Source organism: Streptomyces sp. NBC_00663, assembly GCF_036226885.1.
Classification (GTDB): domain Bacteria; phylum Actinomycetota; class Actinomycetes; order Streptomycetales; family Streptomycetaceae; genus Streptomyces.
The window spans coordinates 79,541-102,043 of record NZ_CP109027.1 but is presented as its reverse complement, the minus strand read 5'-3'; the positions used below and the strand labels follow the sequence as shown (position 1 = coordinate 102,043).

17 protein-coding genes and 2 pseudogenes are annotated in these 22,503 nt (G+C 68.1%); 10 read left to right on the top strand and 9 right to left on the bottom strand.

Translation table 11 applies throughout. From position 1 onward, the window contains the following. The first annotated feature begins 119 nt into the window (after window positions 1-119). Genes OG866_RS00420 through OG866_RS00405 form a run of 4 tightly spaced genes read left to right on the top strand, consistent with a single transcriptional unit; the run spans window position 120 to window position 4,912 of the window. Complete coding sequence (locus OG866_RS00420) at window positions 120-686, top strand: 2Fe-2S iron-sulfur cluster-binding protein (RefSeq protein WP_329331239.1); 567 nt, start codon at window positions 120-122, stop codon at window positions 684-686. Next, complete coding sequence (locus OG866_RS00415) at window positions 683-1,675, top strand: FAD binding domain-containing protein (protein ID WP_329331238.1); 993 nt, start codon at window positions 683-685, stop codon at window positions 1,673-1,675. The genes OG866_RS00420 and OG866_RS00415 overlap by 4 nt, the downstream gene beginning before the upstream one ends. Then, the gene (locus tag OG866_RS00410) at window positions 1,672-3,798 is read left to right on the top strand and encodes a xanthine dehydrogenase family protein molybdopterin-binding subunit (RefSeq protein WP_329331237.1); all 2,127 of its coding nucleotides are present in this window, start codon (window positions 1,672-1,674) and stop codon (window positions 3,796-3,798) included. The genes OG866_RS00415 and OG866_RS00410 overlap by 4 nt, the downstream gene beginning before the upstream one ends. Beyond that, window positions 3,791-4,912, top strand: coding sequence for an XdhC/CoxI family protein (locus tag OG866_RS00405; protein WP_329331236.1), 1,122 nt, complete (start codon window positions 3,791-3,793; stop codon window positions 4,910-4,912). Before OG866_RS00410 ends, OG866_RS00405 begins: the two co-directional genes overlap by 8 nt. 87 nt (window positions 4,913-4,999) lie before the next feature. Here OG866_RS00405 and OG866_RS00400 read toward each other — a convergent pair. Both OG866_RS00400 and OG866_RS45155 read right to left on the bottom strand, forming a co-directional pair. Further along, window positions 5,000-5,187: pseudogene (locus OG866_RS00400) on the bottom strand (response regulator); the annotation flags it as partial. Window positions 5,188-5,560: 373 nt separating this feature from the next. Beyond that, window positions 5,561-5,875, bottom strand: coding sequence for a hypothetical protein (locus OG866_RS45155; protein WP_443063480.1), 315 nt, complete (start codon window positions 5,873-5,875; stop codon window positions 5,561-5,563). A gap of 261 nt (window positions 5,876-6,136) precedes the next feature. On the opposite strand from OG866_RS45155, the gene OG866_RS00390 reads away from it, so the two are divergent. Further along, window positions 6,137-8,503, top strand: coding sequence for a LuxR C-terminal-related transcriptional regulator (locus OG866_RS00390; protein ID WP_329331235.1), 2,367 nt, complete (start codon window positions 6,137-6,139; stop codon window positions 8,501-8,503). Between the two features lie 251 nt (window positions 8,504-8,754). Here the strand turns inward: OG866_RS00390 and OG866_RS00385 are convergent, their stop codons facing one another. Beyond that, a complete protein-coding gene (locus OG866_RS00385) occupies window positions 8,755-9,012 on the bottom strand; it encodes a hypothetical protein (protein ID WP_329331234.1) in 258 nt (85 codons plus the stop codon). Window positions 9,013-9,014: 2 nt separating this feature from the next. Next, window positions 9,015-9,731 (bottom strand): AMP-binding protein, encoded by a 717-nt coding sequence (locus OG866_RS00380; protein WP_329331233.1) that lies wholly within the window; start codon window positions 9,729-9,731, stop codon window positions 9,015-9,017. 332 nt (window positions 9,732-10,063) lie between these two features. Here OG866_RS00380 and OG866_RS45150 point away from each other — a divergent pair. Beyond that, window positions 10,064-10,435 (top strand): annotated as a pseudogene (locus OG866_RS45150) (hypothetical protein); the annotation flags it as partial. Between the two features lie 658 nt (window positions 10,436-11,093). On the opposite strand, the gene OG866_RS00370 reads toward OG866_RS45150, so the two are convergent. After that, entirely contained in the window at window positions 11,094-11,402 is a 309-nt protein-coding gene (locus OG866_RS00370) for a transposase (protein ID WP_443063479.1), read from the bottom strand. Window positions 11,403-11,576: 174 nt separating this feature from the next. On the opposite strand from OG866_RS00370, the gene OG866_RS00365 reads away from it, so the two are divergent. Next, entirely contained in the window at window positions 11,577-12,269 is a 693-nt protein-coding gene (locus OG866_RS00365; RefSeq protein WP_329331231.1) for an SDR family oxidoreductase, read from the top strand. Window positions 12,270-12,371: 102 nt separating this feature from the next. Here OG866_RS00365 and OG866_RS00360 read toward each other — a convergent pair whose 3' ends face one another. Further along, entirely contained in the window at window positions 12,372-12,659 is a 288-nt protein-coding gene (locus OG866_RS00360; protein WP_329331230.1) for an alpha-hydroxy-acid oxidizing protein, read from the bottom strand. A 747-nt stretch (window positions 12,660-13,406) separates the two neighbouring features. On the opposite strand from OG866_RS00360, the gene OG866_RS00355 reads away from it, so the two are divergent. The 3 genes from OG866_RS00355 to OG866_RS00345 all read left to right on the top strand — a co-directional run bounded on the left by OG866_RS00355 (window position 13,407) and on the right by OG866_RS00345 (window position 15,740). Then, window positions 13,407-13,910, top strand: a complete 504-nt coding sequence (locus OG866_RS00355; RefSeq protein ID WP_329331229.1) for an IS3 family transposase — start codon at window positions 13,407-13,409, stop codon at window positions 13,908-13,910. Between the two features lie 480 nt (window positions 13,911-14,390). Continuing rightward, window positions 14,391-15,062 carry a toll/interleukin-1 receptor domain-containing protein gene (locus OG866_RS00350; RefSeq protein ID WP_329331228.1) on the top strand — a complete coding sequence of 224 codons (672 nt, stop codon included), beginning with the start codon at window positions 14,391-14,393 and terminating at the stop codon, window positions 15,060-15,062. Continuing rightward, complete coding sequence (locus OG866_RS00345) at window positions 15,063-15,740, top strand: hypothetical protein (RefSeq protein WP_329331227.1); 678 nt, start codon at window positions 15,063-15,065, stop codon at window positions 15,738-15,740. Between the two features lie 80 nt (window positions 15,741-15,820). On the opposite strand, the gene OG866_RS00340 is transcribed toward OG866_RS00345, so the two are convergent. The 3 genes from OG866_RS00340 to OG866_RS00330 form a co-directional block, all read right to left on the bottom strand. Continuing rightward, a complete protein-coding gene (locus OG866_RS00340; RefSeq protein ID WP_329331226.1) occupies window positions 15,821-19,465 on the bottom strand; it encodes a hypothetical protein in 3,645 nt (1,214 codons plus the stop codon). Window positions 19,466-19,641: 176 nt separating this feature from the next. Beyond that, window positions 19,642-20,226: a hypothetical protein gene (locus OG866_RS00335; protein WP_329331225.1), complete on the bottom strand. Its 585-nt coding sequence runs from the start codon at window positions 20,224-20,226 to the stop codon at window positions 19,642-19,644. A gap of 1,268 nt (window positions 20,227-21,494) precedes the next feature. Next, window positions 21,495-22,442: a helix-turn-helix transcriptional regulator gene (locus OG866_RS00330; RefSeq protein ID WP_329331224.1), complete on the bottom strand. Its 948-nt coding sequence runs from the start codon at window positions 22,440-22,442 to the stop codon at window positions 21,495-21,497. Window positions 22,443-22,503: the final 61 nt, after the last annotated feature.

Below are 22,503 nucleotides of genomic sequence, written 5' to 3'. Positions count from 1 at the left end.
CTGCGGCAGCCTGCGCGCGCCATCGCCGGACGCGTCCCGCGCAACGGCATGCGGGCCTTGCCGCGATTCCCCGGAACGACCCTTTCGATTGCCATCGACACCTTTGAAAGAAGTGGCTCATGGCTTTACCGACGTCCAGCGTCATCACCTTGCACATCAACGGCGAGAAGTTCGCGCTGCCCGTCGATCACCGCACCACGCTCCTCGACGCGCTGCGCGAGCGACTCGACCTGACCGGCACCAAGAAGGGCTGCGACCAGGGACAGTGCGGTGCCTGCACGGTACTGGTCGACGGCCGCCGCACCGTGGCGTGCCTGCAGTTCGCGGTGGCGACCGAGGGGCGTGAGGTCACCACCATCGAGGGCGTGGCGGACGGCGAGGCGCTCCACCCCCTACAGCAGGCCTTCCTCGACCTCGACGGCTATCAGTGCGGCTACTGCACACCGGGACAGATCTGTTCGGCGATCGGTGTGCTCCAGGAGCACGCCGCTGGGTGGCCGAGCGCTGCCACGGACGACCTGCGGCCCGAGTCGGGACCGCCGCCGCTGACCGCCGAAGAGATACGTGAACGCATGAGCGGCAACCTGTGCCGCTGCGCCGCCTACCCCTCGATCGTGGACGCCATCGCACGGGCGGCCGGGACAACGGCGACAACCGGAGCGGACCCGGAGGAGCAGGCGGCATGAAGGAGTTCACCTACCAGAAGGCCGCCAATGTGTCGGGCGCGGTCGCGCTGCTCGGCGCCGACCCCGAAGCGCGCTTCCTCGCGGGCGGCACCAACCTGGTCGACCTCATGAAGAGCGGTGTCGAACGGCCCGCCCGGCTGGTGGACGTGCGCGAACTGCCCCTGGACCGCATCGAGATCACCGCCGACGGCGGACTGTGTATCGGTGCCACCACCACCAACAGCGACCTCGCCGCACACCCCGAAGTGCGTCGCCGCTACCCGCTGCTGGCGCAGGCCGTCCTCGCCGCTGCCTCGGGCCAGCTGCGCAACATGGCAACCGTCGGCGGCAACCTCCTGCAACGCACGCGGTGCGCCTACTTCACCGACCTCAGCAAGCCGTGCAACAAGCGTGACCCCGGCAGCGGTTGCCCCGCCATCCGCGGTGAGCACCACAACCACGCCGTACTCGGCGCCTCTTCGCACTGCGTGGCCGTGCACCCCTCGGACATGGCGGTCGCCCTGGCGGCCCTCGACGGTGTGGTGCACTACGAGAGCGTCGACGGCCCCGGCGAAGTGCCCCTCGGATGGATGTACCTGCCCGTGGCCGAGACCCCGCACCGCGAAACCGCCCTGCCGCCCGGCGCGTTGATCACCCACGTCACCCTGCCGCCGTCACCCGTTGCCGCCCGCTCCCGCTACCGCAAGGTGCGCGAACGCGCGTCCTACGCCTTCGCCATCGGCTCGATCGCGGCAGCCCTCGACGTCCGTGACGGAGTCGTGCACGACGCCCGCGTGGCCTTCGGAGCGGTTGCCAGCCGCCCCTGGAGGGCCCGCGCGGCCGAACGCGTCCTCATCGGGGCCCAGGCCGTCACCGAGACCTTCGCCGCCGCCGCGGACGCCGAACTGGCCGCGGCCAGACCGCTGGCGCACAACGACTACAAGGTGACTCTGATGCGCAACCTGACCGTGGCCGTGCTCGGTGAACTCGCCGAGGAGGCCGGCCGATGACCTCGACGACCGTGAAGGGCGCGCCGGTAGGCGCCATCGGCACCGAGCACGTCCGCGTCGAAGGCCGCGACAAGGTCACCGGCACGGCCCGCTACGCGGGGGAGATCCCCTTCGCCGACCTCGCGCACGGCTGGCTGGCGCTCTCCAGCGCCGCCCGCGGCCGTATCGAGGCCATCGACACCGGCGCCGTCCTCGCCATGCCCGGTGTCCTTGCCGTCCTCCACCACGGCAACGCCCTGCGCCTGCACACCGACTTCGTCGGCCTGTTGGGGACCAGGCCCGACCCCACCTGCGCCGTGTTCCAGAACGACGAGGTGCCGCACGCGGGCTGGCCGGTGGCGCTGGTCGTTGCCGAGACCCCCGAACAAGCACGCGAGGCCGCGGAAGCACTCGTCGTCCGCTACGAACAGCAGCCCCACGAGGTCGAGTTCACGGGCGGAGACCCCAACGCCTACCCCGTGGACGGACACATGCCCGCCGTCACGGACAAGGGCGACCTGGAGACCGAACTCGCCGCTTCCGCGGTCGTGATCGACGCCGAGTACACCACGCCCGAGGAACACCATCACCCGATGGAGCCCCACGCGGCCACCGCCCGCTGGGACGACGGCCGCCTGGAGCTGACCGACTCCAACCAGGGCGCCACCTGGGTGGTCGGGGAACTGGCCAACCTCTTCTCCCTCGACCCGGAGTCCGTGCGCGTGCGCTCGGAACACGTCGGCGGAGGCTTCGGCAGCAAGGGAGTACGCGCCCACCAGGTCGCGGCCGTCATGGCCGCCACGGTCCTGCAGCGGCCCGTTCGCGTCGTGCTGACCCGACGTCAGATGTTCACGCTAGCCGGACACCGCAGCCCCACCATCCAGCGGGTCCGGCTCGGCGCGGACCCCGACGGACGCCTGCGCGCCCTGGACCACCGCGCCCTCAGCCGCACCTCCACCGTCTACGAGTTCGTCGAGCCGAGCGCAGGCGTGGCCCGGGTGATGTACGACGCGGACGCGCACCACACCGAGAACCAGGTCGTGCGGCTCGACGTCCCCAGCCCCACGTGGATGCGCGCACCGGGCGAGGCGCCCGGCTCCTTCGCCCTGGAGGCCGCCCTCGACGAACTCGCCGAGAAGTGCGGCATGGACCCCATCGCACTGCGCCTGCGCAACGAACCGGACAAGGGCCCGGTCTCCGGCCTGCCCTTCGCCGGCCGCAACCTGCGCGCCTGCTTCGAAGAAGGGGCCCGCCGCTTCGGCTGGGCTCAGCGCGACCCGCGGCCCGGGGTGCGCCGCGACGGGCGCTGGCTGCTGGGCACCGGCACCGCCGGCGCATCCTTCGGAGCCGGTGCCGCACCGTCGACCGCGACCATCACCGCGCAGGCCGACGGCGACTTCACCGTCAGCATCGCCGCCGCGGACATCGGCACCGGAGCCCGTACCGCACTCACACTCGTCGCCGCCGACGCCCTCGACGTGCCGACCACACGCATCCGGATGCGGCTGGGGGACAGCGCCTACGGACCCGCGATGATCGCCGGCGGATCCATGGGCACCCGCTCCTGGTCCTGGGCCGTCATGGCGGCCGCCCGCGACCTGCGCGAACGGATGGTGCCGGGCATGGAGATCCCACCGCAGGGCATCACCGTGCGCGCCGACACCACCGAGGTCGTCGCCGCGCTCGCCCGCAAGGAACGCCACTCCTTCGGCGCACAGTTCGCCGAGGTCGCCGTCGACACGAACACGGGCGAGGTGCGGGTGCGCCGCATGCTCGGCATCTTCGCCGCGGGCCGCATCGTCAACCCCCTGACCGCCAAAGGACAGTTCACCGGCGGCATGATCTGGGGCATCTCGATGGCCCTTCACGAGGAGGCGAGGCGCGACAGCGTCTACGGCGGCCCGCTCGGCGCCGACCTTGCGGGCTACCACGTCGCCACCCACGCCGACATACCCCACATCGACGCGGACTGGGTGGACGATCCCGACCCCGAGGACCCCGTCGGCATCAAGGGCATCGGCGAGATCGGCATCGTCGGCGCGGCGGCAGCCGTGGCAAATGCCGTCTGGCACGCGACGGGAGTCCGCCACCGCAGCCTGCCCATCCGCCCCGACCGCGTCCTGTCGGCGGGTCGCCTTGCTTGATCTCGCAGCCGACCTGCGACGCTGGCTCGCCCAGGACCGCGATGTCGCCGTCGCCACCGTGGTGTCCGTCGCCGGCAGTGCACCACGCGGCCCCGGCGCCGCCCTCGCCGTCGATTCCGAGGGCACCGTCATGGGCTCGGTGTCCGGCGGCTGCGTCGAGGGCGCGGTGTACGACCTGTGCGAACAGGCCCTGCACAACGGCCTCAGCATGCTGGAGCGCTTCGGCTACAGCGACGCGGACGCCTTCGCCGTAGGGCTGACCTGCGGCGGCGTCCTCGACGTGCTGGTCACCCCGCTGCCCGTCGACGCGCCGCTGCGGGCCCTGGTGCGCGACGCGCTGGACCTCGCCGCCGCGGGGGAGGCGGTCGCCCTCGTCCGCGTCGTCCGCGGCCCGGCGCCGCAGCTCGGTGCGGGACTGCTCGTGCGGCCCGACGGCTCGCACCAGGGCACCCTCGGCGGTGGCGCGGACCTGGACCGCACCACCATGGCCGAGGCGCGTGCCGCGCTCGACGCGGGCCGCACCGGCACGGTCGAGGTGTCCGAGGACGGGGCGCACTGCCCCGGCGGACTGACCCTGCTGATCGAATCGAGCATGCCGGCCCCTCGGATGATCGTCTTCGGCGCGATCGACTTCGCCGCCGCGCTGGTGCGCGCGGGCAAGTTCCTCGGCTACCACGTCACCGTGTGCGACGCGCGTCCGGTCTTCACAACCCGGGCGCGCTTTCCCGAGGCCGACGAGGTCGTCGTGGAGTGGCCCCACCGCTACCTGCTCCGCACTACGACCGACGCCCGCACCGTCCTGTGCGTCCTCACCCATGACGCCAAATTCGACATCCCCCTGCTGGAGATCGCTCTACGATTGCCCGTCGCCTTCGTGGGCGCCATGGGCTCGCTGCGCACCCACCTCGACCGTGACCGGCGGTTGCGTGAAGCAGGCCTGGCGGAAGCGGAGTTGAAGCGTCTGCGCTCTCCCATCGGGCTCGACCTCGGAGGCCGCACCCCGGAGGAGACGGCCCTGTCGATCGCCGCCGAGATCGTCGCGACCCGCCGCGGCGGAACCGGCCGGCCCCTGACCGGAGCGAGCACACCCATCCACCACAGCGGCGCACACTGAGGCGCGCCGCCCGCGGCGGGCGTCACCGCAGTCCTGGACTCGCGGCCGGAGGGGAGAGGGGCGGGCAGTGCGACAGCACCGCTGCTCGCACAGCCGGTAGCCGTTGAGGCGGGGCAGCATCACGTCCAGGACGATGGCGTCGTAGCCGTTGACGAGGGCCAACTCCAGCCCGTGCACCCGTCGTGGGCGAGATCGACGGCGTAGCCCTCTCCGACGAGGCCGCGGCGCGGTAACCCGGCCAGACGCGGGGCGTCTTCCACCACCAGTATTCGCACGACACTCAGGATGACGCACGCTCACGCGCGATTCCTGAAGACGCCTTCAGGGTTCTTCAGGATCCCCACAGCCGCCTCGTGGCACCGTCACTGCCGAGCAGCGGGGGAAGCGGCTGGGCGGTCCAACGACCAGTCCGCCCCGGCACCGACGGCACTCGTCACGCATGCCTTCCTGAGGGACGACGATGTGTCGGGTCGTCCCCGGCTGCTCGAACTGTCCACTGCCGAGCGTAAGTTGGCGCCTCGGCGGTTGGCGCAGGCGGAGCGGACGCAAGCCGCGATGTACCCGCTGCGCAACCTGAACAGATACAGGGACATTCCGCGTTGGGAGTCGAGCCCAGTAGCCACCGTGTAACTGCCGCGCGTCGGGCCGCTACGGGGTGGGTGCAGCCCCGCTTTGAGAAGGCAGGGCCGCACATTGGGGAGAGGCAGTCCGGCGGTCGCGCCGTTCCCCGAGGGCGCAGCAGTAGAAAAGGGGTCGCCGGGCAGTCCCGTCGGCGGCGCCGCGGATGGCGTCGGATACGTCGCTGACGATCTTGCCCGCGAGTTCGTCCCGCAAGGTGGTGAGCCGGTCCAGGGTGCTGTCGCCGGGGTTCGCGTTGATCACGATGTCCGCGGTACCGGCGGTGGTGGCGTAGCGCAGAGCGGCTTTGCGCGGGCGCTGTGCTCGTCTCGTGGTAGGTGTCATTGCCGAGCAGAGTAGCCACACGACCTTCCCCTGTGCGGGCCGCCAGCGTTCGCTCGGCTCTTCTGCCCCGTCGTGAGCGAGGGGCCAAGGGACGTCCCCGGCCGGACAGTTGGGTAAGCGTCCACGCGCTCATGTGTGTGGTGACGGCTTGTGTCTCGTCGCTGGTGAGGTGAGCAGAGCTGCTTCGCGCCCCTGCCGACATCGTCATCATTTGGTGGAACCCCCTCACAGGCCGCTGCGGCTCGTGCACAATCTGTGGCCGTGACACAACGCAGCGAGAGCTCACAGTGGAGTTGGGCGCGTACCGGGTTCCGGTACGGGGCCACGGCGTTCATCGGACGTGCCCGGGAGTTGGAGTTGGTGCGGGCGGGGGTGAGCCAGTCGCGGATGATCACACTGACCGGGCCGGGCGGTGTCGGCAAGACACGTATCGCTCTGCAGGCCATGCAGGACCTGGACGACGAATTCCCTGGTGGCATCACCATCGCCGAGCTCAGCGGGTTGCGGGACGCGGAGTTCCTGCCGAACACCGTGGCTTGTGCGGTGGGTCTGCCGGAGGCGGCCGGCATGGAACCGATCGACCAGCTGATCGACTACTTCTCCGACGAGCGGGCCCTGTTGGTCCTCGACACCTGCGAACACCTGGTCGACGCCATTGCCGTCTTCGCCGACGTCCTGGTCGGGAACACCGCCGAGCTGGTGCTGCTCCTGACCAGCAGGCAGTCCGTGGCACTGGCGGGCGAGCGTGTTCTGCCCATCGGTCCCATGCCCCAGCCGGATGCCGGCTCCGACGAGACGAACAACGACACTTTGAAGCTGTTCGCCGCCCGGGCGCGGGCGGCCCGCCCTTCCTTCGAGCTGTGCGAGGACAACCGTTCGGAGGTCCTGGCCCTGTGTCGCCGCCTGGATGGCATTCCGCTCGCGATCGAGCTGGCCGCGGCGCGGCTTCGTACGATGCCGCTGGAGTTGATCCTGCGACGCCTTGACAACCGGTTCCAGACGTTGGCCGGGGCACGGTCCGCGCAGTCTCGGCATCAGACACTGCGGGCCGCTATCGCGTGGAGCCATGATCTGTGCGACCCGGCCGAGCAGGAACTGTGGGCCCGGCTGTCGGTGTTCGCCGGCGGATTTCCTCTGGCGGCGGTGGAGGACGTCTGCCAAGGGGGCGCCCTCGAAGGGCTCGACGTGGTGGAGTTGCTGGGCTCGCTGGTGGACAAGTCAGTGGTCCAGTACATGGACGGTCCCGCCGGTCCCCGCTATCGGATGCTGGACACGATCCGCGAGTTCGGCGCCGCCGCTCTGGAAGAAACCGGCAACAGCGAGACCTACGCACGGCGCCATCAGGAGTTCTTCCAGCGCATGGCGGAACAGGCGCGCCAGGAGTGGTTCGGGGACCGGCAGACGGAATGGAGCGAGCGGCTCGCCATCAACCTGGACAACTTTCGTCTCGCCATGGAGTTCGCGACCAGACACCCGGGCGACGAGGCCGCGCTGCAGATGGTCAACGGCCTCGCAGGGCTCTGGCAGAGCAAGAGCCGCCTGACCGAAGCCCGACGGTGGATCAGCAAGGCACTCCAAGCCGAGCCGCAGAGGACGTTCGAGCACGGTCTGGCGCTGTGGCACGGTACCTACTACGGCATGGTGCAGGGCGATCGAACGGCCCTCGAACTGCATCGCCGCTGCAGTGAGGTCGCGGAGCTGCTGGACGACGACTTCCTCCGGGGCCGGGTCGCTGCGAACGAGGTATTCGCGATCACCCTGTGGGGCCAGGACGTGCCGCGCGCGATGGATGCCTACGCGCACACGCGTGAGCTGCTGAGAGCGACCCACGACCAGTTCGCCCTCGTGGCGTCCTACTGTCAGAGCTCGGCCCTGCTCGCCGGGCACGGCGAGCAGGAAAGGGCACTCGCTGAAGTGGAGATGGGGCTTCAGGAGTTGGCCCATATGCCCCAGGAGCGATGGCTGCGCAGCTATCTGCTGGCCATGAAGGTGTTGTGCCTGTGGTCGTCGGGCGAGCTGGACCCAGCCCGGGATCTCGGTCGGACCGTTCTGCTCGACGCGCTGGAGCAGGGCGACACGATGAGTGCGGGGGTCTCCGCGGAGTACTTGTCCTGGGTGGCCTGCGGCAAGGGCGAGTTCGAGCTGGCCACGGCCCTGTTGGGCGGGGCGGGAGCCCTGTGGCGCCAGGTCGGCGCGCTTTTGTGGGGCGAAAGCGGGTTGACCGCTCTGCACACGGCCACCGAGGGCGAGTTGATGGCCGCGCTCGGCGCCGAGCGTTTCACTCAGCTTTACACCTACGGCGCGGGCCTTCCCCCTCATGAGCTGGCCGACCTGATCGGTGTGGCGGGCGAGGACTCGCGGCTCAAGCATGTACTCGCCTTCGGCACCCTCGACGGCAGCCCGCTGGGCCCGCTCACGCCGAGAGAACGCGAAGTCGCCCAGCTCCTCGCGGACGGGCTGAGCAACCGTGACATCGCCGAGCGCCTGGTCATCTCCAAGCGCACGGCTGACACTCACATTGAGAACATATTCTCCAAGCTCGGCTTCAACTCCCGCTCCCAGGTCGCCGCCATGATCGCTGAACTCAGCAAGAACGCGGCTGTCACGGGCCTGCCCGGCGGGGAGTAGGCATCGGGGCTCGCGTCAGCCGGCAGTGGTGTCGCGACGGCCGGCTGACGCCACAGGCGGGGACTGCCCGATCGGCTTCCGCCGGCCGGGCACAAACCGGCCGGCCACCTGCCACTCCCGGGACAGGCGGGTGAAGATCGGCTCCAGCTCACTGCACGGGTCCGCCTCGCCACCGGCGCTCGCCGCGGGTGGACCCTGTCGTCGTCCCCGAGCCGACGGTCCGGGAACCTCGGGAGACATCTGCATCTGGGCTACTCTCCGGCACCGGCACCGGCACTGGCACCGGCACCGGTCCAGGCGCGGCGTGCGGCCTTGGCCTGCGCGGCGTCAATGATCACGGCGAACTCCTCGCGTGCGATGGACACGATCTCCTCGATCGTGGGCCGCCGCCCCCCGGCAGCACGATCTGCAGCCAGCCGGACCGCTGCCCGCGCCACGATGGCTTCGCGCGCGGTGTCGTCCAGATCGCGGTCCTGCAGCCCGGCCAGAAGTGCCCGCCACGCGGTCACCGTCAGGTCCCTGGGGCGAGTGCGAGCCGGGTGACGGCCGGCGGTTCACCGGAGCCGCGCGAGACAGCCGGGACCGGCGAGACGGGCGAGGCGCTTCTCTCGGTCGCCGACAGGCAGGAGCAGCTGAGAAGCACCGCCCGCAGACCGTAAATCCGACGGCCGGATCCACTGTGCGGCGCGACGGCCAGGGATCGGTCCTGAACCGCGCGGTGGCTGAGCACGGTGTCCCGGGCCATGCCCGTCGCGGCTCCAGCGCGGATCAGGACAGCCGGGTCCTGACCCGCCCGGGGGACGACGACGGAGTGGTTCGGCCAGAACGCCACCTGCGAGAGGAAGTCCTGGCCGACCGGGACGAGCAGAGTGCCGCCCCTCCCGGCCTCCTCGGCGGCCATCGTGTCGGGCGGGATGAAGACCAGTCGTGCACCGAGGGCGTTGCCGCAGCGCTGTTCCGGGAACGACGCAGGCGCCGGATGCGACGGAACGACGACCGCCCCGGTGCGCAGGACGCCGAAACAGAGCGCCGCGAAGGCAACGCCGAAGGGCAGCCTCAGCCCCACGCGGTCACCGGGGCGCACGCCGTGGGCGAGCAGCCCGCCGGCCACCCGGGCGCTGAACTCGTCGAGTTCGGCAAGGTTCAGGGCTTCGTCGCCGCCTTGCACCGCCACTTGATGCGGGTATCGCTCGGCCGCCTTCGCCAGGGCCGTAACGAGGTTGCTCACGTCAGTTCTTTCCGTCCTGGAGCACACCGAGCATCTGCGCGTTCTGCAGAGAAACCGGTGCTGGACAAGCAGGTCGTGCCGGTCCATGTCGACCGGTGCGTGAACAACTCTGCGGTGCGCGGCTCGCCGCCGGATGATGTCCCGCGCGTGATTCGTAGTCCTCGCGGCACAGATACGTAGGGCGTAAGCACCATCGGTATGGGCGTACGTATGCCTGAGCTTGTCCCACCGTTCTCGCACGGGCCCACCCCGGTCAGGCATGGGTTTGCGGCTGCCTCGGAAGTCTCGGCTCGTTGTCGGTCGGGATGCTGTGGGGGCCGCGGATGCCGTCGATGCGGGCGGTTTTGGAAGCGCGGCGGAAGGCCACGGCGGTGCGGGTGGAGGAGCTCGAAGCCGAACTGGCGGGTCTGCAGACGGACTTGGTCTCTGCGGAAGAGGTCCTCAGACGCCGGGTGATCGGTCTGGAGCAGTATCTGGAGGCGCTGGCCAAGGAGGAGGCGCCCGCCGTGGTGGCCGCCGGGGCGTCGCCCTGGAAGCCTGTCGGGCCGCGGCGCGCGGTGCCTCTCCGGGAGAACGGGGCCGATGTCGAGGATCTGTCGCTGGACTACCAGGCGTTGATGGCCGCCGCACTGGACGCGGGAGCCGATGGGCCGGAGACCAGGCGGGCGGCGGTCGTGCTGGGCTGGGACAGCGCGTCCGTGTCTCTCTGCTTCTGGGGGCGAAGCCCCGGCGGACTGGGTGAACGGCAAGAACGGCAGAGTGGGCCCATGGACTCAGGACTTGCCGCCCTGCTGGGCGCCGCCGTTGGTTCCGCCAGCACCCTCGGGGCCGCGATCGTCAACGGCCGTGCCCAGGCACGGTCTCAGCACGCGCATTGGAGCCGCCAGCATCGCCGCGACGCATACGTCGGCTACCTGAGCGCTCTCCATCACCGGGACATCGCGATGGACGCCGTCCTCGACGCGCTGCGCGCGGACCAACCCGACCTGCCCGACATCGACGAGAAGATAGGCCGCTTCATCACCCTGGCCCGCGAAGTCCACCGCGCCTGCGAACTCGTCATCCTCGAAGGGCCGGCACCCGTCGCCGAAGCCGCGGAGCGTATTACCAACGCCTCCGCCGATCTCTCCCACGTCATGCGACGGATGGCCGAGAACGCTCACGCGGGAAACACCGCCCGCAAGGCCGAAGACATTGCCCTTGCCGCCGAACGAGAGCGAACCCTCTACCGAGCAGTCAAGGACTTCCGCCTCGCGGCCCGCAACACCATCGGCAACACCAATTGACCGAGGAACTGAACCGCTCCGGGTCTGATGGAGGCTCCGGACTGTCCCGAGCTGGGCGGAGTCGAGTTGCTTGGTTTCACGCTACCGGCGGGGAACGGAGTTCGTACTCCACCGGGCTGAGCATGCCCAGCACGGAATGCCTGCGCTGTCGGTTATGGAAGATTTCCAGGTACTCGAAGAGCGCGGTGGACAGCTCCAGTCGGGTCCGCCACCGTCTGCGGTTGAGGAGTTCGACCTGGACCCGGGCCCAGAAGGACTCCATCATCGCGTTGTCCACACAGTCCCCGATAGAGCCCATCGAGGGCAGCAGGCCGGAGGCCCTCGCGCGTAGAGTGAACGCCCAGGACCCGAACTGCACTCCGTGGTCGGAGTGGTCGTACGGCATCGTGGCCGGTCAGCGATGACGTACCGGCTCGGAGGGAAGATCGCTGGGTATAGTGCAGGCGTTTCGGGGAACCGGCGACCCGGAGTCGGCCGACCTCACGCGCCACCTCGCGTTCATCGGCATCCGGGACCCTGGCGGAGCCCCGATGCCCCATATCGCTGAGGAGGCCGTCCCATGGAACCCGTCACGCTGATCACCGGAGGCTCGACCGGAATCGGCGCCGCCACCGCCCGTGCCCTGCTCAAGCAGGGCCACCGCGTGGCCGTCACCGGACGGGACGCGGACAAGCTGGCCGCCTTCGCCGCTTCGGCAGGAGTGGGCGAACGGCTGCTGACGATCACAGGCGACACCAGCGACGCGCACGACGTCACCTCTGCGGTGCGCCGCGTGGTGGACGTGTGCGGCCGACTGGACAACGTCATCGCCAATGCCGGTTTCTCACTGCCCGGCAACCTGGAGAGCCACGCCCCCGAGGACATGCGCGCCATGGTCCTCACCAACGTCCTGGGCCCGGCCCTGCTGGTACGGGAGACCCTGCCGCATCTCAGGGAGTCCAAGGGCCGGATCGTGATCATCGGTTCGGTCGCCGGGGTGCGCAACACGCCAGGCAACCTCTACTCAGTCACCAAGTGGGCCGCGCACGCGCTGGCCGAGAACACGCGGCTGCTGGTCGCCAAGGACGGAGTCGGCGTCACCGTCGTCGCCCCCGGGGTGGTGGACACCCCGTTCTGGGACGAGCGCGGCGGCACCCCCGAGGCGGCGATGACCGCCGAGCAGATCGCGGACACGATCGTCTTCGCCGTCAACCAGCCCGCGGGCGTGGACATCAACCACATCACCATGCGGCCGACCGGACAGCTCGGCTGACGCCGCGCTCCCAACGACCTTACGACAAGGCGCCTTGAGCCCCGCCCCGTGCTACGCGGTGCAGGCCGAAGGCGTCTTCGGGCATCCGGTGGACGCCCGGAGTCAGGGGGAGAAGCGGGCGCCCTTGCGAACGACCACCCCGGACCGCTCGAAGTCGACCACGGTGGGCGCCCTCATCAGGGCCATAACCTCCTCGAACTCGCCCATGAGCAGCCACAGGACGTCCGCGACGCTCTCCGCTCCGGAGTGGACGAACTCCCGCAGGGCCGAGCATCCGGCTATTACCGCGTCCGCGCCCAGGCACAGGGTCTTGGCGATGTCGGCCGTGCCGAGCCCCGCCGTCGAAGACGACTGCGCACAGCCCGGCGACCGCGTCCACGATCTCGGCAAGGGCGTCGGGGGGCACTGCGGGAGAAGTCCAGCTGGTGACCGCCGTGGTCAGAGGGCGTCTGACAAGCCTGTCAGCGGGCTGATCGTGCGAGGAGCCGCACGAAGAGCATGGCCATGGTGAGGCAGATCGCGTTCTCCGAGCACACGCGCAGATACTCGTACTCCTTCGACAGCCGGCAGCACCGTCCCAGCCAGGCGAGTCCGCTCTACCACCCGACGCCGCGGGACCACCGCGAAGAAGGGCACGGCCGGAGGCGGTTGCCCTACCCTCGCCCAGGTCGAGCGGAATCCTCCGTCGCGACGCTGCACGAATTCCACGGTGGATGCCGGTGGCTTCCCGGGCCCAGGCATGGAAGTCGGCGCCGCGGTAGCCCTGGTCCGCCCACAGGTTCGGGAAACGCGTCGAGCAGCCGCAACACCGCGCTGCGGCTGACGGGCACCCTCAGGCCCGTGCCATCCGGGCGCCAGCCCGGCCGGCGAGGGCGAGACCTACCGCGGCAAGAGTCGACCGCAACCGCTCCGTCCACCTGCTGTGCCGCCGGGCCAGCCCCGGCAACTGCTCAACGAACGTCCGCCGAGCACACGAAAACTCCGAACAGAAGAACCGCCGGACTCGCAGTTGCAGGACCACCAAACGTCCCCCCACTCGGCACGTCCACAGGAAACCGCAGGTAAGAGCTGTGCACCCGGGTCGACTCGCTCCCGCAGTCCGGGCATGCCGCCCCGGCCGCCGTACGGCACACGTCGATGCGTATCGCCTCGCGGCTCACGTCCAGCGACATCACCGAGCACCCCACTTTTGAGGGCAAGGTGTACTGGGCGGTCGTCCTGGACACGTTCTCCCGACGCGTGGTGGGCTGGTCGATCGACGCCTCACCCACCGCGGCGCTGACCACCAACGCTCTGGCCATGGCCATCAGCAACCGCTCCCCGCGGCCGGGTGGCACCATCATCCACTCCGACCACGGAGTGCAGTGCGGGTCCTGGGCGTTCACTCAACGCGCGAGGGCCTCCGGCCTGCTGCCCTCGATGGGCTCCATCGGGGACTGTGTGGACAACGCGATGATGGAGTCCTTCTGGGCCCGGATCCAGGTCGAGCTCCTCAACCGCAGATGGTGGCGGACCCGACTGGAGCTGTCCACCGCGCTCTTCGAGTACCTGGAAATCTTCCATAACCGACAGCGCAGGCATTCCGTGCTGGGCATGCTCAGCCCGGTGGAGTACGAACTCCGTTCCCCGCCGGTAGCGTGAAACCAAGCAACTCGACTCCGCCCAGCTCGGGACAGTCCGGAGCCTCCATCAGACCCGGAGCGGTTCAGAGACGTCCTTCCGCGCTGGTGCTGTCTGAGTCGAGCGGCGCTGCTTCGGTGCTGGTGGGGCGGAGCTGGCCTGGTGCGTGGTCGAGTGAGGTCCCGGTGCTGGGAACTCGTCCTCAGGCTGTCGGCCTGTGCAGGTTCGACAAGCCGTGGGGCCGATTGGCCCTGCTGGCGCGGCTAATCGAGGCGGGTCGGGAACCAGTGGCCCGAGCGTGTGGCACGTTCCGCGGTGATTCGTCATCCGGCCGCGTGGTCGCGGCAGATCTGTCGAAACGATGCTTGCTGACCAGAACGCCGTGGACCAGTACCTATCATGGCGATGCTGCGGGGTGGTTCGAGGTCGGTGGTACATGTCGTTCACAGCCAGCGGCGGTTGTTATGCAACCACGGGTGACCAGAGTGACGGGACCACAGGATGACGCACATTTCGGCGGGGGCGAATAGCGGTGCGAGTTCGGCCGACGGCCCTCGCGTCTTCATTTCCTACGCCCACGAGTCTGACGGCGACACGCATGCGGAGCGGGTGCGGGCGCTGTGGATTCTTCTGCGCCAACACGGCATTGATGCACGGCTGGATCGCCCGGCTGCGGAGCGGCCTCAGGACTGGGCGGCGTGGATGCAACGGGAGTTCGAGGCTGCCGACTATGTACTGACGATCGCCTCGCCCGCCTACAAGCGTCGCGCTGAGGGGGCGGAGGAGCCCGGAATCGGGGAAGGTGTGGCATGGGAGGCTGCGCTGATCAAAGCCTTTGTCTATGCCAACCCCACCACGTGGCATGAGCGGATCCTGCGCGTTGTGCTCCCTGGTGGCAGCCGGGAGGATCTGCCGGCGTTCCTTGGTGGTCATACCGTCACCCACTACACGGTCGATCCGATCGACTTCAGCGGTGCAGAAAAGCTGCTGCGCTACCTCACCGACCAGCCTTACGAGACTGAGCCGACTCTCGGCTCCCGGCCGCACCTGCCACCGCGGGGTGACACGACGGCGACAGGTGCGACGGGCAGGGCGGCCGCGGGGAACACCTTCAATGGCCCGACGGCTGTGCAGATCGGTGATGGCAATCAGCAGACCAACAACTTTGGCTAAGTGAGTCTTTCGGTCAGCGTCGCTGACTCGCTCCTCGCCGCCACGGTGAAGGCGCCCGGTCTGTTCCTGGACGTCCTCAGCGCTCTCGGTGGACGCTCGACAGCTGCGGCCACCCTGCTGAATGCCGCGTGTACGGCAGCCACCTACCATCACGAACGCAGAGCGCAACTGAAGACACTTTGGCCCAAGGTGCTACAGACCATCGTCGCCATGCCTGATGCGCCGCTCGGCCACGAAAGGTCGCACTCCTCGCAGGAGGACATGGTGACTGCTCTGATTCCTGATCCGTCGCCACTCACCTGGGACCCGGACCTGGCGGCGACGATCGAGCAAGCCTGGGACGGCTGGCCCGCTGCCGTCGAACTTGCCGATCTGGTTCCGCGATGGCTTCCGCAGGCCGTCGGTGTCCGGTTCGCTGTCGACGCTTTGATCGGGTTCCTCCGGGCCTCGCCGATCGAGCAACAGCTCAGGCTTGGTCTCCCCTGGGTAAGAGCGCTTATTCGCCCTGAGACGGGAACCGCGAGTACCGGGAGCTTTCTGATCATCGAGTGGCTGAGGGCGCTGAGAGCATCCCCCTATTTCGATGGCGAAGCTCGCGCGCACTACCAGGTCATCGTCGATGCTCTGGTGAATACGGGGGACGGTCGGGCGCGGAAGCTCCAGCAGCAAGATGAGTAGCTGAGCTCCTTTGAGTGGGAACGTCCTCGGCAGCCCACAAGCCTGCTGCAGATGACTCCGGCGCCGGCGTCCGGAGCGTCCTACGGCGGCAACTCTGGGTCTCGTTCGCAAATGATGGCGAGGCGGCGGACCACGGACAGCCGGGAGGCGTCGTCGAGGGTCGGGTCCTCGGCAAGGGTGCGCAGTAGCGTGGGGAGACGAGGATCATGGTGACGGGCCAACTCTCTGACCGCCGCTCGCCGGGTGAAGGATCTGAGCTTGGTGTCGAGGGCGAGTTCGTGGAGGAGGTCTGAGCTGTGGGGGTCCCTGAGTTCCATTAGTTCCTCGGCTGCCTCGAATCGGTGTTCGTCGTCTACCGAAGGATCCTGGGCTAGGGAACGGAGAAGATCAGGGCCGCGCAGATCGCCTTGGCTGATCAGGTTATGGATCGCGGCAGAGCGGTCCCGTGGTAAAGCATCGCCATCAAGAGCAAGCGCAACCAGCAGTTCCGACGCCGCGGGGGAGTTGTGGTCGGCCAAAGTGCGCACCGCGAGGTAGCGGTGGCCGGAGTCGAGACTTGGAGAGGATGCCAGCTCACGCAGTAGGGCGTGGGCCTGGGGCAGAAGGCTTCGGCCGAGCCAGGCCATGGCCGCATTCCTGGTTGCTTGGCTTAATGCCGGATCGGTTACCAAGGCATGCAGTAGCTCTGGTGCCCTTATGTCGTCGCGTGTCGTGAGAGCCTTCGCTGCCATGCTTCGCACCGACTCGGTGACATCAGGGTTTGCGGCCACGTTGAAGAGCAGGTCGGGTACGCAGACTTCGTTACGATTGGCCAAACTGGCGATGGCCCGGGATCGGCAGACGATGTCGAGAGTTTCCCGCGTGGCCAGATCGCGGAGGACACCGGGTACGCGGTCGTCCGGGTGTTCACAGAGGCGGAGCACGACAAAAGCCCGCATGTGCTGAGGGACTGTGGTGTCGCACACGAGGGTGCACAGTAGGTCGGTCGCCCGAGGGTCATGCAGGTCGGCTATTTCGAAGGCTGCCTCGGCACGGAGGGAGGGGTGTAAGCCAACGTCGAGTGCGAGGGAGTGAAGGGCGTCGGCAGCGCGTGAGTCCGGGAGGTCGGCTAGTTGTCGGACTGAGTTGCGACGATCGAAGGGGGTGCGGTTAGCGTCTTCGACGAGTTCGACGATGATTTCCGAAGCGTCCGGGCTACCAAGGGCCGCCAGGGCGGAGGCCGCTCCAGCGCGTGAGTCCTCGTCCTCAAGAGCATGAGGCGCGAGGGATGAAGGATCCGTCAGTGCGAGGGTTCGAAGTAGGTCGCGGCCACGTGGGTCGCCGGTGCGAGCGAGATGCCAAGCCATCCTGACCCGGGCACGACCGTCGAACTGCGGGTCGCAGGCGAGGTCATACAGGACGTCGGGCAATTCAGGGTGTCCCTGGGCGGTCAGTCTGCCAGCTGCCCACCTGCGGAAGTTCTGCCCCAGGTCGTGATCTCGGGCGAGTCTGAGTAGGAGGCCAGAGATGCGGGAATCGGCGCTTTCGACTAACTGCCGGGCAGCCCATTGCCGGGCGGGGGGCTCGATCTTCCGGTCCTCGGCCAGCCTGTACAGCACATCAGGAACTCTGTCGTCTCCCAGTGTCACCAGCTCGACCGCGGAAGCGAAGCGATGGGTGCTTTTGACGGTGGGGCAGATCGAGATGGCGTGGTAAGCGTCGGGGACGCGTAGATCTCTCAGGTTTGCGAGTCGTTGTGCGGCAGCCATCCGGCTCGCGCCTTGGGCACGTGAGCTGAGTGCCAGTGCATACAGTACGTCGGCCAGCCGAGGATCGCCGAATACTGCCAAGTGGTCCGCTGCCCACAGCCTTTGAGATGAGTTCTGTGCCTCGCTCATTGCCAGGTTATGGAGCATCTCCCGCACTTGGGGATCCCCTAGTTCGAGCAGCTCCGCGATTGCGGCGACGAGCGGAGTCCCGCTGAGTGCACCGGACTGGACGAGGCGGTGAAGACTCACCTGGACTTCGGGGCCTGGGAGGCCGGTCAGCGCCAGGACGGCTCGCGTCCTTAGGTGTTCGGCTTTGGCGCTGTTCCGGGCTGCATCCGACAGGCCCTGAGTCACCGCATCCAGGACTGCGCCGGACAATCCTGTTCCGAGTCGGGCGAGTTCCGCGAGGAAGAGACAGCCGCGCAGCCCGCCGCGCCGTGCGAGACGGTACAGCTGGGGCATGGCCTCCTGCTGGGCGGCCGGCGAGGCGGTGTCGATGACGAAGCCTACGTACGAGGGATCGGCGCTGCGCCACTGCGCCAAGAGGCGGCGGAGCGCTCGGCCTTGCATATCGCGCGTGATGTGACGAGCCGCGCAGTACTCCAGCAGGGTCTGGTGGGCGAAATGGTGATCCCCGGCGCCGAATGTCAGGTACCCGCTGTGGCTGAGGGCCGTGGCGAGGAACTCTCGCCACACGTCTCGAGGAACGGGGTAGGGCGGGGCCTCGGCGTCGGGGTGCGACCATACGATCTCGACTGCGCTGAGCGGATTACCGGTGCGCCGTTGGTCGGCTAGATAGTCGATGAGGTCTGGGAGGCGGGTGAGCGTATGCTCGGCCCGCTCCACGGCAGCATCGTTGTATCGCTGGAATCCGGCAGGTAGTTCACGGGGATTACCCGGCTCGGCAGGGTTGTACTGCCGTTCATGGAGCAGGCGTGCGAACTCGTTGTAGATCTCGCCGCGGACCCCAGGCAACGGGGCTGTGGGCGCCGCTGCGCGAAGCTGGCACAACAAGGAAGCGGTCAGAGGGATGCGCGCCAGTCCCGCCAATCGCGATCGATTCAGATCCGCGACGAACACTCGAGCTTGACCGCGAGGATCGCTCAGACCGTGGGCGCCGAACCAACGGTGAGCGACTGCTTCCACGTCCGTGAGCTGGAACCGTTCCAGCTCGTAGTGAGCGACACCTGACCCGAGCACCTTCAGTTCGCCCTCGGGCAGTGGGCGGGTGGCGATGACGAAGCGGTACCGTGGCTCGCGCCGCTTGCGGTACCCCGGTTCCCGCTGCCTGTTTTCGATCGCCTTCAGTTTGAGCAGCACCTTGCGACGCCGCACTGGATCTGCGATCTCATCCAGTTCATCGACCAGGACGAGCCAGTAAGCCCCCGGTTTCGGAGCGTGCTCGAACAGTCGCGGTGGCAGCGTCCGCACCAGACCCTTCAATTCCAGCCGAACGGCGAGGGCCAGCGCCTCGGACAGCGATCGACCCTCCCATGCCGCGGCGGGGACAAGCACCGGTACGGGCCCCTCTTCCGTGCTGTCAAGGTGCCGCTTCGCGCCCATCGCCAGCAGGGTGCGCAACAGGCTGGACTTCCCGCCACCCGCACCTGCATGGACAACGCATGTACGCTCACCCGTCAGGATCCGTTCGAGTGCGCCGGCTTCGAGAGGGACACCGTTTTCGGCTAGATTGCCGAGACGCTGTCGGACATAGACGTCGTCGAGCGAGGGCCTCGACCGTGGCAATACTGCGGGGTACGGGTGCTCCTTCGAGACGTCCAGAGCGGCCGCGAGATACTCGGTCAGTTGGTCTTCGCGGTCATCTTGAGGGCCACCGCCGAAGTGGTTGATCTGGGTGTTTCCGGTGCCCTGGACGAGCGCTGCGGGCCCGTGGAAGATGTTGCCAGTCGATGCGGTGCGACCTTCGGGGCAAGGTTCGCGAGGGGGGTCTCCGCCCTCCCCTTCAAGCTCATCCATCAGTTGATGCCGTGGCCTCATTGGTTGGAGAGTGGCTTGGAGTTCATCCTCACCGTACCCGCCGGGTGGCCCGCGCATGCGGCCTCGCTACCGAGGTTCGCCAGGGAAGATGTGGGCCCTGCATCCAATGCATGATCTTCTACGTTGAAAAACGCCCATCGCCTGACGGGGCGCAATTAGTTCGGTGATGTCTGCGACAGGGCGGTTCTGATTCCCTCCTTGAAGGCTTCCAGGTCATCGAACTGGTAGCCTCGCTCACTCGCAATGTCTGCGAGCTTTAGCAGATCGTGTTCTTTCCGTGCCCAGAGCCAGATGCCATGGTTGATGTGGTTCCTGGAGTCCTTGCCTGTGAACTTACCGATCATTCCCTGGCCGTTAGGGGACCACCACAGCTGGAAGGATCCCCACTGGTAGCGCTCCCCGGTGTGGTCGTACCACGTCCCGGTTAGGAAAGTCTCGTCCTTGAGGCTGGCAGTTATCCCGGCTGCTGAGCGCTCAACATCCCTGCCCGTCACTCGGCTCCGCAGGTGCTGCAGGCTAAAGGTCATGATCGTGGTAGTGGTCACGCGAGCCGTGGGCGAGGAGGTCGGGTCCGATTCGACGCCCCAGTACGTTGCCCACTCGCCGGCGATCTCCCTGTTGGGTCTACGTACCCGGCCTACGACGCGTGCCGCTGTGTCCTTGAGTGGATCTTCGAACAACACGGCCAGGATGAGACCCACCACTGCGCCTGGCAGAGACGTAAGTATCAACATGGCCAAGGCTCTACCTCACGCTTCATCATGCTCCGGTCCAGGCAGCGGCACTATAGGGGCTGAAGCGTGACGGAGTTGGAGAATTTGAGGAATCCCTTGGGGTGGTTCCGCGTCAACCAGTCGTGCCCCTGCGGCCATACCTGACTGATCACGAATCCGGTTCTTCACGGCAATTAAGGTGGCCGACGTTGCGCCCAGGGGGCACCAGCAGATTCTTGGTCTGCTGGTGGTACAGAGGTGACAGGCTGCTGACCATCGAAAATGGCCTCGAAGGAGATGGTGAGCGTTCTGGCCCGCGAATGGCCCGGATCTTGATCCGCGACCGCACCGGAAGGGCGGATCTCTCCTTCGGGGAACGTTTGATCAGCCGGTCGAAGTCGGGCCGATGGCCCTGCTCCGGGAGTGCCCCGCCCCCGCACCGGATCGGCGGCCGTGTGGAGGAGTATGAAACGGGATGCGAACCCGGCGTACAACCTGACTCGTCTGCCGCTCTACATTTCCGCAGGTCAGAGGCCATGTTCTCTCATTGAACAAACTGTCCGGGTCGAATCCGGGTCGAATCCGCGTCCGCGTATTGTCGCCCCTGTCCACCGTCCGCGCGGCAGATCCGGGCATTCCGGGCGTTGAATGTGGTCCAACGCCAGTCTGCGGGGGCCATTCAGGCGGCGGATGCATTCGGAAGTACATGTACGAGGTGTCTTCTTGTCAGCCCGCTCTGGCTGAACTCGATCACGGGTGGTGCGCCCTGCGGCGGACCTTGGAAATGCGACTGCGGTCGCACTGACCAGCTGTTCCGTAGAGATACTTCTGCCTGGCAGACGCTGCCTACTGGGCGATGGCGGAGCGCTGCCGCTGGCCGCCGGACAACGCCTGGAGCTCGGGCACGTCCCTGAGGGCTCATCCATGCCTGTCTGGCGCTGGAACACATGGCCCTGGGCGGCCATGTGCCTGAACAGGGGTGCACTTCGGAGGAGTCCCAGCCCTGCTGCTGACGTCCACCGGCGTGACGGCGGCCCCGAGGGCGTCGGCGAAGACCCGCAGAGCCTGCGCGAGTTGGTCACGCACGTCGAGATCTACCGTGGTGGACAATGATGGGCTGGCTCCTTCAAGGCCCTGACCGGGCGTGAGCACCACCGCGAGGTGCTGGAGGGCCTGTCGACGGCCCCTGCCAGGGGGCTCACCGAGGTGAAGGCCGACGCCGCCTGGTGCCTGGCCTTCATGACGACGAGGCATGTGAATGGCTCGCCTGCACCCCAGGGACTGCACGCCCGGCCTCACTGGGACGGACCGCGGGTGTCGGTGCCGCTCTCCTTGGGCTCAGCGTGGGCGGTGGGTCGGCTCTGGTGTTCGGCAGGGGTGGCTGCCCAGCTGGCGAGGAGCTTGAGCCGGTCTTCGTCGGTGGTGCCCGGCTCGGCGGTGTAGAGGGTCAGGGAGTGGGCCTCGTGGGCGGAGATGGGGAGGTCCATCGGCTGGTAGGTGAGTTCCAGTGGGCCGGCGACGGGGTGGTGGAAGCGTTTGACGCCGCCGTGGTGGATGCGCACGCTGTGAGCGGCCCAACGCGTGCGGAACTCGGCGCTGACGGTGGACAGCTCACCGATGAGCTCGCGCAACGCCTTGTCGTGCGGGTAGCGCCCGGCTTCGACGCGCAGCATGGCGGCGGTGGTGTTCGCGGCGCGATCCCAGTCGCCGGCGAAGTCGCGTGCGCCACGGTCGAGGAACCAGTACCGGGCGAAGTTGGGGCGACCGCGTTCGTCCGTGGTCTCGCTGTCGAACAGCGGCGCGAACAGGGCGCGGGCGAGTGCGTTGGAAGCCACCATGTCCATACGGCCGTTGGTCACGAATGCCGCGGACAGGGTGATGGAGTCGAGCAGCCACTGGACGCGGGGTGGGATGTCCACGGCCTTGCGTCGACGGGGCGTGCGACTGGACCGCTGGGCGGCCATGGCCAGGTCGAACAGGTAGGTGCGTTCTTCCTCGTCCAGTTGCAGCGCGCGGGCGACCGCGTCCAGGACGTCCTCGGACACACCGCTGATGTGGCCCTTCTCCAGCCGCGTGTACCACTCGGTGCTCACGCCGGCGAGTACGGCGACCTCCTCGCGCCGTAGCCCTGGGACCCGGCGTCGGCCGCTGGTGGGCAGCCCGGCCTGCTCCGGGGTGATCTTGGCGCGCCGGGTGGCAAGGAAGTCCCGGATCTCGGAGCGGTTGTCGGGTTGCTGATCCATGTCCTCCACGGTAGGCGGAAGCCGCCGGAAAGGGAGGTTGAGCTTGTACCCCCCATAAACA

Coding starts and splice junctions, on each gene's coding strand:
- OG866_RS00420 (WP_329331239.1), top strand. CDS start 120: ATGGCTTTACCGACGTCCAGCGTCATCACCTTGCACATCAACGGCGAG.
- OG866_RS00415 (WP_329331238.1), top strand. CDS start 683: ATGAAGGAGTTCACCTACCAGAAGGCCGCCAATGTGTCGGGCGCGGTC.
- OG866_RS00410 (WP_329331237.1), top strand. CDS start 1,672: ATGACCTCGACGACCGTGAAGGGCGCGCCGGTAGGCGCCATCGGCACC.
- OG866_RS45155 (WP_443063480.1), bottom strand. CDS start 5,875: ATGACACCTACCACGAGACGAGCACAGCGCCCGCGCAAAGCCGCTCTG.
- OG866_RS00370 (WP_443063479.1), bottom strand. CDS start 11,402: ATGCCGTACGACCACTCCGACCACGGAGTGCAGTTCGGGTCCTGGGCG.
- OG866_RS00365 (WP_329331231.1), top strand. CDS start 11,577: ATGGAACCCGTCACGCTGATCACCGGAGGCTCGACCGGAATCGGCGCC.
- OG866_RS00355 (WP_329331229.1), top strand. CDS start 13,407: ATGCGTATCGCCTCGCGGCTCACGTCCAGCGACATCACCGAGCACCCC.
- OG866_RS00350 (WP_329331228.1), top strand. CDS start 14,391: ATGACGCACATTTCGGCGGGGGCGAATAGCGGTGCGAGTTCGGCCGAC.
- OG866_RS00340 (WP_329331226.1), bottom strand. CDS start 19,465: ATGGATGAGCTTGAAGGGGAGGGCGGAGACCCCCCTCGCGAACCTTGC.
- OG866_RS00330 (WP_329331224.1), bottom strand. CDS start 22,442: ATGGATCAGCAACCCGACAACCGCTCCGAGATCCGGGACTTCCTTGCC.